Here is a 12175-nt window from a genome sequence, read left to right on the forward strand (position 1 = left end):
TCTCATGCCCACTTTTCCCTTGTATCGGGAAGTTTACGCTTTCTATTTACAACGTTCCGCGTTCGAGCTGCGCACCGGGGCCAAGGCCGCGCATTATCGGGCTAATCTACTCATCCGGGTAGTTTCGGCGGGTCGCTCGCTGCTCGGAAATCTGATTCATTGGCGGCGCGGTCGCGGGATGCAGAGTTTGGGGGTAAAGGGCAAGCGTTGGGTGGTGGCCGGGAGTAGAAATGAAGAAAACACTACGGCATTCTTGCTAGCGGATGAGCGTTACGTCCAGGTACCGGCGAACGTCTACCAAACCCGCTTCCCCTCGGTAGCCGTCAATTGGTTTCCACGACCGAAAATGGCTTATTTAGGGCATTACTTACCCTTTTTCCTAAGAGTTTTCAGAGAACAACCAAGCCTTTTCCGTTACCTGATCCAAATCCTCGTTCACGGCACGGGCTGCCTAGAAAACCAACGGGCCGTCCTACGCGAGTACCGCCCGGAACTCATCGTACTGAGTAACGATCACTACACTTTCACCCGCGCACTCGCGGTTGCGGCCCGCCTGGAGGGAATACCAACGGTCTACCTCCCCCACGCCCCGATCGTGACGGACTTCCCCCCGCTGATCTTCGACCTCTCCCTGCTGGAGGGAGAAGACAGCTACCGAAAATATACGGACGACGGAAAAGAAGTACGTGGCGAAGTACGGCTGATCGGCTCACCGAAATACGATGTCTTTCGCGATAGAGTTAACCAGGGTAGTGAAATCCACCGGATAGGCATTCCCTACGGTTTCTTTGAAGACCCCGCGGTCGTCGTCGAAACGGCCAAACGTATCCTTTCCGCCTTTCCCGAGCTAACCGTTACGCTACGCAAGCACCCACGCGACGAGCGGCCCAGCCCCGCCACGCCTCCGGGCATACACTGGTCGGATGCAAAAGCGGAGGACGCGCTCACCTACCTCAGTAACCAGGATGTTATCTTAGCTACCGATACGGGAATCCACCTGGAGGCGGCGTTAATGAACGTCAGTTCCTTTTACGGTCCTTTCCTGGCTCCGGGTCGACAGCTTTCCGATGGCTACGGCTTTATCGAAAACGGATTAGTTGAAGTGGTACCGACGGTAGAAGTTTTTCTTGCCGTAGTTCGTCGGCAGCGAAGGGACCGGCCGTCGGTGTTGCACCGCGCGGATTTTTACGTGAAGGATGCTGGAGGCAAATTGAGTAGTGATTTAGCGTTTGCTGCCATTGATGAATTGGCCACTACGAGCGTTCGGACTAAAGAATAGGCTGGTTGAGGCGGTCAGATCAATAAATTGCTGAGTTCAGCGAAGCGAAATCAGTGATTTTTGGTCCGAACACTCGATTCGAACGTTTCTCTAGCAATGACCCCATAGGGCAAACGCATCAAAATAATTATTATCACTCAAAAAAGTGACAATCACGTAAAACGAACGCAGTGAGCTGCCAAATGCGGTAGCTAAATCAAGAATCAAATATCGAGAATCGCCAATCAAAAACGCAGCTTACGCAGTTTGGTGCGTTTGCCCTAAATGACCCCGGGGCCCACCCCGTAATCCTTGCTTTCCCCCTTACCTTGCATCCCGCGTCCGCGCCCAATCATTCCTAATTACCCTAGCCCATGGCCAAAATAACCAACCTTCTGACGGCTGCTTATCGCATCAACGGCAAACGTTTCCTGCACCGCTTCCGCAGCGCGCCGAACGAGGAAGTAAAGCGGAAATGGCAAACGGCCATGACCGACCTGGAGACGAAGGGCATCGCAATCATTCCCAATTTCTGGACCACCGAGGCCTGCACCCAGGCACGCCACGACTTCGACCGATTAGTCGAAGACGAGCTCCCCGGAATCTGGAAAGACAACACCGGCTCCGACCACCGCATCTACGGCTTCGACCGCGTAAGTTCTTCCGGAAAGACGTTTTTGCAGGACGAATCCATCCGCGAAATCAAGTCGATCTACTACCAGGCCCCACTCGACGGCCTCGATGAATTCGCGATGATGAACCGCGTCGAATACCGGCCGGGAAACCTCGGTAGCGGCGGCGGCTGGCACCGGGATGCCGTGCACGAACAACAGTTCAAGGCCATCATGTATCTCTCTGACGTCGGTGAAAAGAACGGCGGTTTCGAGTATCTGGAGAATACCCACCGAAAATCTTCCGTCTACAAAACCATCGCCGAAAACGACATCGGCCATTCTCAGGATCGTTTTTCGCCCGAAGAGATGGATGACATTCTGGCCAAACACGGCCACCTTTACCCCCGCCGTCATATTACCGGTCCGGCCGGGACACTAATTTTGGCCGATACGAGCGGCATCCACCGGGGCTCACCGATCAACGAGGGGCGGCGCTACGCCATTACCCAGTACGTCTTTCGCGGACCGGCGATCGGGGGGCGGGGCGTACCGGCCGCGATGGCGCCACTAGTCCTCCCCGCCCGGGATTGATTGGAGGAATACCGGTAAATAAGGAGCTTTTACATGGGCATCATCAAGCGGCAGGCGATAAAGAATAACCTCATCAGCTACCTCGCCGTAGCGGTGGGGGCAATCGCTCAACTGGTCCTTTACCCCGAAGATCTGGAACTGAAGGGATACGCGGATGCCGTGATCAAGTGGGTGTTCCTACTCGGTATTTTTGGAAGTTTTGGCGTACAGATCGTCATCGTCCGGTTCTTGCCTTACTTAAAGGGCGACCGCAGAACCGCCGCCCAACAACTGGTCAACCGGGCCTTGGTGTTGGTGTCGCTTAACGTAGCCACCTTATCGTTGGCGAACCTCCTGTATGGCCAAGCAGCAGCCGAGTATCTGATCGGCCAGGGCTACGATATCGGGCTACTGGCGACGGACCGTTGGAAGATCATCTCGCTGTTGGCGAGTCTGGTTTATTCAATGGTGTTGACGGCCCACCTGAGCAATAACCACCGCATTGCGATCCCGGCATTATTCAACAGTTTGCTGCCCAAATTCTTGCTGCCGGTACTGTTCGGGCTAGCCATTTACGGGTATTTATCTACTAACGGCTTCATTTGGAGCTTCGTGGGTATGTACTGGTTGGCTACGCTAAGTCTGGTCGTTTATGCGATCGTACTGGGTGTGTTCAGGCCGGTTTGGGGCAGGCTTAAGTTCAAGCAGCAGGGCGTTCGTGATATGGTAAGTCTGAGTGCCTACAGTATTTTTGGCGGCATCGGTTCTGCGTTGGCTACCCATTTGGACGTGGTGATGATCAATACGTACATTGGTAATTACGATACCGCGGTTTATACGTTTGCCATATTTGTCGTCGGGGTGATGATGATTCCCTACGCGGCAATTAATACCATTAGCGCACCACTGGTAGCTAAGGCCTGGGAGCAGCGTGATACGGAACAGCTACGATTTCTGTACAAAGAAACGGCCACCGTTCTGTTTCTGGCCGGCGGGGTCATCTACAGCGGGGCGGTGGTCTGTCTGCCGGCGGTTTACGAGCTGACCGGCAAGACCAGCCAACTCGCGCTGGGCTACACGGCGGCGATCTTGCTGGGTGGCGGGCAGTTGTTCGACCAATTGACGTCAATCAATTCACTGTTGATCACCTTTACGGATAGTTACCGGTGGGGCGTTGTATTCTCGCTTGTGCTGGGCGGGGTCAACCTGGTCCTGAATTACGTATTTATCGTGACGCTGGGTATGGGCATTACCGGCGCGGCCCTGGCCACCATGTTGTCGCTCATCATGTATAATGTGGTCAAAATGATTTTTGTCTACTCGCGTCTGGGAATTCATCCCCTCTCGCGGAGTGTTGGCTACACGGCTCTGGTGATCCTGGTGGTTTGCGGGCTTGGCGTATGGATTCCGCGTACGGAATTTGCTTGGCTGGACGTGGTTATCCGGGGTGGTTTCGTTAGTCTTTCATTTCTGGCGTACCTGAATTTTACCAACGGCGTGCCTGCTTTCCGGGCGGTACTGAAGGGAGGGATTAAAAACCTCTTTCGGTAGTTGCGCTCGCCTGAATATCAGCTGGCCGGGTTGACGGATAGTGATGGGTTCCGTTCCGGTTGCTTACCGGCTTTGTATGTTTGCGCTCCCGAACCGACAAATACTCACCCGCCCATGGCCCACCTGCTGAAGCTACCCAAGAAAGACCAAAAGGGCATCCTGCTGATCACCCACAAAGAGGCGCTGGTGTTCAACAAGGCGGTCAAGCAGATCCGGTTTGAAAAGGTCAATGAACTGACGCGCAAACTCTTCCCACTGACGGAGTTAAAGCCCTTCTACCAGACCCGGTTCGATGAATTGAAAAAGCACTACTACGTCGGCCAGCACTTCGGGTGGTACCACCAGAACTACGCGCCGCTGCCCGAGATCGACTTTTTTTTGTGCACCAAAAGTACCGTGAGTTTTCAGGACGAATCAAAGGTTTTTCGCATCCCGCTTTCCAGTAGTTCCTTTATCCACAAGACTTTCCGGCCCATGGATCTCGGGCTCAAACTTTGGGACATTCTTTCGGTAAGTAACAACGGCGCTACCAAACGACTACGTGAATTCGTCCTGGCCATCAGAAGGCTGTACGACCGGGGCCACCGCATGAAAGTGCTGGTCGTCAACAAAATGAGCGTCAACGAGCCAGGGAAACGGTTCGATAATGAATTAATGGACCTTTATTACGAGCTCTTTTCGGACGAAGAGCGCAACGATTTCGTAATGATGCGCCTGGCCAGCGACATGAGCTTTATCGGTATGCCAAGCGAGACGATCGCTCAATTCATGAATCTCTCTAAAGTATTCGCCCTCTTTTCCGAGCAGGAAGGCGAGCCCCGGGTAGTAGCCGAAGCCCTCATCTGCGGTTTACCCGTCGTGACCTGGAAGCACATCCGCGCCGGCGGCAGCATCGACCACCTGAACGAGCAAAATTCCGTCCGTTTCGAGACTTATGAGAAAAGTGACGATGCTTTGCTGGAAGCCGTGCAGCGCTGCGACGAGTTCGTCGTGGATTCGGACGGCCTGACGAAGCGCCTCCGCGAAGACTATACGATCGAGATCTTGAAGGGTTACATGACTGACTTGTACGCAAAAAATGGCGAGACTTTTGACGGAGAAATCGAGCACGGGGAATTGCTCGCCAACGCGGTCAACGCCCATTTAGTTAGCGTGCCCTGGGCGAAGGACCGGTTCGGAACCGCGGATATTTTGGACAAAGAGCAGTTCAATATTTTTTATGAGTTCGCCATGGACGCCGTGCCGTCCTGAGTGCTCCTGGTGCGGTCAAGGGAATTATAGCCCGGCACTCGGGGTAAATTACCCCGGTCCGGGAACTTTGCCGGGCCGCCCGCCTTTTCCCGGCGGAGCGCAGCCGCCCCGTATTCAACTAATGCTTACCCGGCCATGATCGAAACCCTCGCCAGTTCCCCCTTACTGTTGCTGTTTGTCGTCATCGCCGTCGGGTACGGGGTGGGGGACATAAAGATTGGTAGCTTCAAACTCGGTGTGGCGGCCGTGCTGTTCGTCGGGCTCGGGTTCGGCGCGCTCAGTCCCGATCTACAGGTGCCGCAGTTCATCATCTTTTTGGGCCTGGCTATTTTCGTTTACACCGTGGGGTTAAGCTCCGCCCCGGCGTTTTTTGCCAGTTTTCGGCACCACGGGCTCAAGGATGTCTACTTCGCTACCTTCACCGTGCTCCTTTCCGCCGTGCTGGCCTACGGAGTTGGTCGGTGGTTGGGCTTCGACGCGGCGCTGACCGGAGGCCTGTACGCCGGGGCAAGCACCAATACACCAGCGCTGGCCGGTTTGCTCGACGCCATTCAGAAGGGCGCGGCCGCGGGTGCCGTGGATGGGATGAGCGAGCAGGCCGTGGTGGGCTATTCCCTGGCGTACCCCATGGGCGTACTCGGGGTAATGCTCGGTATCGTGTTGTTACAAAAGGTACTCAAGATCGACTACCGTAAGGAAGCGCGGGAACTTTCCAAAGATTATCCCCTGGGTGACACCCTGGTGAGCCTCACTTACGACGTAACTAACGCCGCGTTGATTGGGACCAGCCTGCGGGATTTTCGCCGCGATAACGACGTGAACGTGGCCTTTGGTCGCATCCTGCACGACGGCCGTACTTCACTAACCAACTGGAATACGGTACCGAGCGCTGGCGACCGGATCGTGCTCGTCGGTACGCGGGAAGCCATCGAGGAAACCGCTCACCTCGTCGGCCCGCCCGCCGCCGAGCAGCTCACGCACGACCGGAGCGTGTTTGACGTCCGTAGGATATTTATTTCCAACGACGACATCGCCGGTAAAACGATCGCCAGCCTTAACCTGGAATCCCGCTTCAATATCCTCATCACCCGCGTTCAGCGCGGCGATATGGACCTCCTCGCTTCTGGCGAAACAACCCTGGAACTCGGCGACCGGATTCTAATGGTGGCGCACCGGGACGATCTGCCGGAACTCTTCAAGGTATTTGGGAATAGCTACGAAGCGCTTTCCAAGGTGAACTTGCTGAGCTTCGGCCTCGGTATTGCGCTAGGCTTACTGTTGGGCATGATCAACATCACCCTGCCCGGTGGTTACAGTTTCAGCCTGGGTTTTGCCGGTGGGCCGCTGATCGTCGCCCTCGTCCTCGGGCAGTTGCGCCGGACGGGGCCAATCGTATGGACTTTGCCTTACGGTGCGAACCTGACCCTGCGACAGGTCGGGCTGATTTTTCTACTGGCCGGTATCGGCATCCGTTCGGGACAGACTTTTTTCGGGACGCTACAAACGGACCTCGGATACAAACTCTTCTTTGCCGGCGGCATGATTGCCATCGTCAGTACGCTGGCCACCTTACTGGTCGGGTACAAAATATTACGGATACCCTTCAGCTTTCTGGGTGGTATGGTGGGCAGCCAGCCGGCGGTGCTGGACTTTGCGGTGGAGCAGGTCGGGAACAAGTATCCGACCATCGGGTACACGCGCTTGCTACCGATGGTGTTGATTGGAAAAATTCTGGCGGTGCAGATTTTGTATAATTTGTTACGGTGATTCGGGCAAAAGGCTTTATGAGGCGACCGTAACTTTGTAAAAGTTAAGCGTATCCATCGACTTGGATTTACCTTTTTGCTGCTTCCAATATCCCTTGCACCCGCGTCCACGCAAAAAAAAGCCCCGCTACGTAGTCAACGTAACGGGGCTCAGATTTTTCATGACGGTGCGTGCAAACACCATCAGGTTTATGACTTAGAAAACTACCGCAGCGCGATCTGCTTCTCGTCCACCATTTTACGCATATTGATTAACGCATAACGCATCCGGCCGAGCGCGGTGTTGATGCTCACGCGGGTGAGCTTGGCGATCTCCTTGAAACTCATGTCGGCGTAGTGGCGCAGGATGACGACTTCGCGCTGCTCGGGTGGGAGGGAGTCGACGAGGTGGCGCACTTTGTCGTGCGTCTGGCTGCGGATCATCTCGTCCTCGGCGTTGCGCTCGGGGGATTGCAGGACGTCGAAAATGTCGAAGGTTTCCGTCTGGCCGACGATGGGGCGGCGCTTGTTGCGGCGGAACGAATCGACGCACATGTTGTAGCTGATCCGCATGGCCCACTGGAGGAACTTACCCTCGTGGTTGTATTTGCCCTTGCGGAGCGTGTCGATGATCTTGATGAATACCTCCTGAAAGATGTCCTCAGCCTGGCTGTGGTCCTTCGTGAAAAGGTAGATGGAAGTGTAGATTTTCTGTTGGTGGCGGCCGAGGAGTTCCTCAAAAGCGCGGTCTTCTCCAGACAGGTATAGGGTGATCAGGGCCTGATCGGTGTGCGACTTGATGTCCATGACTAACGTTTGAAAGCTGTTTGGGATAATTCCCGAGGGTCCGCCGGACTGAAAATACCGGCGTAGTTAGTGTAGACGTTGTTGTATAGGTTGTCGCTTTAGTTGATCGTGAGCCGGGCAAGGATTGCCATCGGTAGTGTCAAAGATAAGTAAAGCTTAGTCACTTGCACAAGGCTTTCCTTGTCGTGGAGCGGTCTTTATGACGACCTTAACGGAGTCCTTATGCTTTAAAAAATAGCCTGTTCTGGGCCTAAAGCCCTTTATGTGCGCGGGGTCGACCGTGCTTTCCAAATTAAATTCTTCTCGGTATTTCCTTACTATTGTCGTACGGTTGTCTTGCACAATATTGTCGTTGTAACGATTAGCGACCCTTTCTAGGTCCAGACTTGGCGACCGAGACCAGAAGCTCCTACTCCACGGGCTAAGATGCTGGCGGCGGTCGTGCGCATCACTGCTGGCCCGGCTTTGAATTTGCGGCACACTTGATCTATATTCACCATCCATTAGCGAATTGTATGCTTTGAGTTCTTTCCTAACGATTAAACACCGACAACCTTGAAACTACTTTTAATTTTTGGCATCACCACGGTGCTGTGTTCCTCCGCGCTCATTGCGCAGGATGTGTACGAGACTACTCCGATGCGGATCGCACAGGGGGTAACGACGCCCGAAGACTGGGTGGACTACAAACCCGCTCTATCGAATGGTGGCACTGACGGTAGGGTTGCCGGCATAACCGTGCGGATAAATACCGAGGATTATAACTTCGAGACAACCCCTCACTATTTGGTCAGTTTGGAGTAAGAGCAGGGCGCAAGCGGGGGGGCTGAAATGTGGCAGCTATCAGGATACACCGCAATTTACGCGCCTAGTGAAAAGGGGTTTTCGGTTTATGCTAGGTATACCGATGGCAATTTCGACTTTCCGGAGTACCCCTCCGTGATTAATGCGGAGACAGCCCGGGCACTAAAACAGCGTTACGTCATTCGCTGGACGGCAATTTTGTCCGCCTCGCAACGGGATAGCACGACAACAAATGTCGTTCTTTACGGGGAGGAAGCCAATACGATTCCGCAATTTACCGTGTCACCAAATCCGGCTCAGGACTGGGTCAACGTTACTTCAGCTGGCGATATTCAACAGATTCTGGTGTACGACATAACCGGACAATTGTTACAGCAACACGTCGGTATTGCTAGCTTCAGCACTTCAACCCTGCCCGCGGCTACCTACGTCATCAGCGTGGAATTTGCTGATGGGAAGATCGGTAGCCGGAAGTTAGTGAAGCAGTAACGTTCACTGGCTTCCGAGAAGGGTTATCTCAATGTTTGGAATACGTGCGAAAATCTACCGAAATGAGGCGCGGTCGCGGGTGCCAGGGTAATGGGGGCGCGCAAAGATAATTTGGCGAGAACAGGGTGTATCCCGGTAACTGGTTAACTTTGTAACCACCCAAATCGCTTCCCATGTCCACCCGCAAAGACGCCGCCTTCGCCACCAAATGCATCCACGGTGGCCTCGCACCCGACCCCCTGACCGGGTCCGTCATGACGCCGATCTACCAAACCTCGACCTACGCCCAATCCGCCCCCGGGGTACACCAGGGCTACGCCTACGCCCGCACGAAGAACCCCACCCGGAGTGCTCTGCAGGATAACTTGGCGTCCATCGAAAACGGAACCCACGGCATCTGTTTCAGCAGTGGCCTCGCCGCAATGGACAACGTGCTCAAACTCCTCAGCCCGGGCGACGAAGTGCTGGCGAGCGACGATCTCTACGGCGGTTCCTACCGGCTATTGACCACCGTTTTTGGCCGTTTTGGGATTAAATCCCGCTTCATCGACATGCGCGACGCCGCCGCCGTTGCCGACCGGGTAACCAGCGAAACCAAGATGCTCTGGATCGAGACGCCCACCAACCCGATGCTCAACATTGTGGACATTGCGGTGCTCACTGACATCGCCAAGCGGCGTAACCTCATCAGCGTCGTCGATAATACTTTCGCCAGCCCCTACTTGCAACAGCCGCTCGATCTGGGTGCCGATCTGGTGTTGCACTCCGCCACGAAGTACCTCGGTGGCCACTCGGACGTCGTGATGGGCGCCGTCGTTACCAACGACGAAGACCTCGCCCAGCAACTTTACTACCTGCAAAACGCGGCCGGTGCCGTGCCTGGCCCCCAGGACTGTTTCCTCGTGCTGCGGGGCATCAAAACCCTGCACCTCCGCGTCGAGCGGGCTTGCCAGAACGCTAAGCGAATCGTTGCAGTCCTCAACGCGAATGAACTCGTTGCCAACGTGTATTACCCCGGCCAAACCGACCACCCCGGACACGATATTGCCAAAAAGCAGATGCGCGATTTCGGTGCCATGATCTCTTTCGATCTGAAGGACGACACGATGGAGGCGGCGACACAAGTCATGAAGAACACGCACTACTTTACCCTCGCCGAATCCCTCGGTGGCGTGGAATCACTCATCGGCCACCCAGCGACGATGACCCACGCCAGCATTCCGCGCGAGCAGCGGCTCAGCGTTGGATTGACGGACAGCTTGATTCGCCTGAGTGTAGGAATTGAAGATGGAACTGATCTGGTCAAAGACCTCGAGCTTGCGTTGGCGGCGGCGGTTGGGGTTGCCTAGGGTGTTTCTCCCAACAACGGGAGGTGCTTGAGTCGGTGATAGCGTAGCGCGAGGCGGATACAATTCTTAATTTCCGCTACCGGCGGCTCCGCGGTCAGGGGAAGGACAATGGCACGGTTAGCAGCGTAGCTGAACTGATCACCGTAAATCTCCCTGATGGTCGGGATGAGTTTGCTGGTGCACTTGAAATACAGCGCGTACGAATCCGGAGCTTTCTCTTTCCAGTCCATCCGTAAAGTGCTCCCACCCCTCGTGAGAAAACTCGGTTCTCCCCATTTGAGGGTTTCTTCCAGACGGTCGATCTCCGGTGCTTCGGTGGTAACTTCTCGCACCAGCGCCCTCAACCGCGCTAATCTTTGTTGTGGTAAGGGCGGGTACTCGGCTAATTTCTTGGTAAAAAGCGGGTCGGTTGTAATGACAGGGTAGGACATTCTCCTAAGCTAATCATTTTTACCGGGGCGGAGCGCCCAGGAAGAGATTGCGTTAGTCAAGCTCCTCGTCCGTAAACCCACCCACCTTCTCCACGTCGGCGGAGGGTTTGCCGGAGGTGAGGGGAGGAGCCACCCGGTTTTGCGGCAGGCAATTCCGGTAATTCTCCTGAATCCAGCCAATGCAGTGCTCCCGGGTCGCACAACGTAGGGCAAAAGTATCACTGGCGTCTTTTGCGCTGACCAACACGCGGATCGTCATGGCCCGGTCGGTGTTGTCCGTGACGGCAACGCTGTGCACCCGCTCGTCCCAGAGGGGCTGCGTGGGGAGGAAGCGCAACAATTCTTCCCGCAGGGCGGGGACGGGAAAGGTATAGTCTACGTAGAGCAAAACGGTGCCGATGAGTTGCGTGCTGGAACGCGTCCAGTTTTGAAACGTGTCGTCGATGAATTTCTGGAGGGGGATGATCTGCCGCCGCTCATCCCATAACCGCATGGTGACGTAAGTCAGGGTGATCTCTTCCACCCAGCCGTACTCGCCGTTTACGATCAGCGCGTCGTCCAGGCGGATGGGCTGGGTAAAGGCGATCTGGAAGCCGGCCAGTAGGTTAGCGATCGACTTCTGCGCGGCCAGGCCGATGATGATACTGCCAACGCCGGCGGAGGTCAGCAGGGCCGTGCCCAGGTTCCGCATCGCGGAGAACTGCATGAGGATGAGCGCGGCAAAAATGATGAAAATAACGATGCCGACGATGCGCTGAATGTACTGTAGCTGGGTAAGGATCTTACGCTCCCGCAAGTCATTCTGGTCGTCGATCGCGTAGACGTGGCGCAGCGTATCCGCCCCGATGTTGACCAACTTCAGAATAAACACGGCAATAAAGACGTAAAGAAACGTTCGTACCAGAATTTGAAAACCACGAACGAAAGCGGGGAGAACCGTCGCGTCCGTTGCCCCCGAAGCTGGCGCCAGCCCATCCCAAAAACTAAGGGTGAGGCCACTCGCTACGATCCAGAAGACACTGGACCGCGTACGTTTAGCCACTTCCTGCAACGCATAACTATTCGTCCGCCGCCCCGCCGCACCGACGATCGGGCGAAAAACCAGTACGAAAGCCGTCGCAATGAGCAGCGCAAAACCACAGAGGATGGCCATGCGAACGATGAGGGGGAAGTCTTGTAGGAAGGGTAGGAGTTCGTTCATGATGGAGGCTCAGAATTTTAGGTGATCGACGCGCTAAAGCTCGCTAACGACGCGTGAGCCGGGGTGTTCGGAAGGGGCCTTTATCCGGAAATTATTCGATGACGC

General features: G+C 55.2%; 11 protein-coding genes. 8 read left to right on the forward strand and 3 right to left on the reverse strand.

All coding sequences use genetic code 11. From position 1 onward, the window contains the following. The first annotated feature begins 4 nt into the window (after nt 1-4). From GGR27_RS08100 to GGR27_RS08120, 5 genes are all read left to right on the forward strand, one after another. On the forward strand, nt 5-1279 hold the full coding sequence (locus tag GGR27_RS08100) for a hypothetical protein (protein WP_168036912.1): 1275 nt from the start codon (nt 5-7) through the stop codon (nt 1277-1279). A gap of 353 nt (nt 1280-1632) precedes the next feature. After that, nucleotides 1633-2463 carry a phytanoyl-CoA dioxygenase family protein gene (locus GGR27_RS08105; protein WP_168036913.1) on the forward strand — a complete coding sequence of 277 codons (831 nt, stop codon included), beginning with the start codon at nt 1633-1635 and terminating at the stop codon, nt 2461-2463. Between the two features lie 33 nt (nt 2464-2496). Then, nucleotides 2497-3993 (forward strand): lipopolysaccharide biosynthesis protein, encoded by a 1497-nt coding sequence (locus GGR27_RS08110; protein WP_168036914.1) that lies wholly within the window; start codon nt 2497-2499, stop codon nt 3991-3993. A 114-nt stretch (nt 3994-4107) separates the two neighbouring features. Continuing rightward, nucleotides 4108-5244, forward strand: coding sequence for a glycosyltransferase (locus tag GGR27_RS08115; protein ID WP_168036915.1), 1137 nt, complete (start codon nt 4108-4110; stop codon nt 5242-5244). A gap of 135 nt (nt 5245-5379) precedes the next feature. After that, entirely contained in the window at nt 5380-7011 is a 1632-nt protein-coding gene (locus tag GGR27_RS08120) for an aspartate:alanine exchanger family transporter (RefSeq protein ID WP_168036916.1), read from the forward strand. A 203-nt stretch (nt 7012-7214) separates the two neighbouring features. On the opposite strand, the gene GGR27_RS08125 is transcribed toward GGR27_RS08120, so the two are convergent. After that, nucleotides 7215-7796, reverse strand: a complete 582-nt coding sequence (locus GGR27_RS08125; protein ID WP_168036917.1) for an RNA polymerase sigma factor — start codon at nt 7794-7796, stop codon at nt 7215-7217. A 555-nt stretch (nt 7797-8351) separates the two neighbouring features. On the opposite strand from GGR27_RS08125, the gene GGR27_RS08130 reads away from it, so the two are divergent. The 3 genes from GGR27_RS08130 to GGR27_RS08140 all read left to right on the forward strand — a co-directional run bounded on the left by GGR27_RS08130 (nt 8352) and on the right by GGR27_RS08140 (nt 10438). Beyond that, nucleotides 8352-8600 (forward strand): hypothetical protein, encoded by a 249-nt coding sequence (locus GGR27_RS08130; RefSeq protein WP_168036918.1) that lies wholly within the window; start codon nt 8352-8354, stop codon nt 8598-8600. A 27-nt stretch (nt 8601-8627) separates the two neighbouring features. Next, nucleotides 8628-9089 (forward strand): T9SS type A sorting domain-containing protein, encoded by a 462-nt coding sequence (locus GGR27_RS08135; protein ID WP_168036919.1) that lies wholly within the window; start codon nt 8628-8630, stop codon nt 9087-9089. A gap of 173 nt (nt 9090-9262) precedes the next feature. Next, nucleotides 9263-10438 (forward strand): cystathionine gamma-synthase, encoded by a 1176-nt coding sequence (locus GGR27_RS08140; protein WP_168036920.1) that lies wholly within the window; start codon nt 9263-9265, stop codon nt 10436-10438. Here GGR27_RS08140 and GGR27_RS08145 read toward each other — a convergent pair. Next, on the reverse strand, nt 10435-10869 hold the full coding sequence (locus GGR27_RS08145) for a DUF1801 domain-containing protein (protein ID WP_168036921.1): 435 nt from the start codon (nt 10867-10869) through the stop codon (nt 10435-10437). The two genes, GGR27_RS08140 and GGR27_RS08145, sit on opposite strands and share 4 nt — an antisense overlap. 52 nt (nt 10870-10921) lie before the next feature. Further along, nucleotides 10922-12070: a mechanosensitive ion channel family protein gene (locus GGR27_RS08150; RefSeq protein WP_168036922.1), complete on the reverse strand. Its 1149-nt coding sequence runs from the start codon at nt 12068-12070 to the stop codon at nt 10922-10924. Nucleotides 12071-12175 lie beyond the last annotated feature (105 nt).

The organism is Neolewinella antarctica, assembly GCF_011927835.1.
GTDB classification, from domain to species: domain Bacteria; phylum Bacteroidota; class Bacteroidia; order Chitinophagales; family Saprospiraceae; genus Neolewinella; species Neolewinella antarctica.

Coding starts and splice junctions, on each gene's coding strand:
- GGR27_RS08140 (WP_168036920.1), top strand. CDS start 9,263: ATGTCCACCCGCAAAGACGCCGCCTTCGCCACCAAATGCATCCACGGT.
- GGR27_RS08110 (WP_168036914.1), top strand. CDS start 2,497: ATGGGCATCATCAAGCGGCAGGCGATAAAGAATAACCTCATCAGCTAC.
- GGR27_RS08150 (WP_168036922.1), bottom strand. CDS start 12,070: ATGAACGAACTCCTACCCTTCCTACAAGACTTCCCCCTCATCGTTCGC.
- GGR27_RS08100 (WP_168036912.1), top strand. CDS start 5: ATGCCCACTTTTCCCTTGTATCGGGAAGTTTACGCTTTCTATTTACAA.
- GGR27_RS08105 (WP_168036913.1), top strand. CDS start 1,633: ATGGCCAAAATAACCAACCTTCTGACGGCTGCTTATCGCATCAACGGC.
- GGR27_RS08115 (WP_168036915.1), top strand. CDS start 4,108: ATGGCCCACCTGCTGAAGCTACCCAAGAAAGACCAAAAGGGCATCCTG.
- GGR27_RS08145 (WP_168036921.1), bottom strand. CDS start 10,869: ATGTCCTACCCTGTCATTACAACCGACCCGCTTTTTACCAAGAAATTA.
- GGR27_RS08125 (WP_168036917.1), bottom strand. CDS start 7,796: ATGGACATCAAGTCGCACACCGATCAGGCCCTGATCACCCTATACCTG.
- GGR27_RS08135 (WP_168036919.1), top strand. CDS start 8,628: ATGTGGCAGCTATCAGGATACACCGCAATTTACGCGCCTAGTGAAAAG.
- GGR27_RS08120 (WP_168036916.1), top strand. CDS start 5,380: ATGATCGAAACCCTCGCCAGTTCCCCCTTACTGTTGCTGTTTGTCGTC.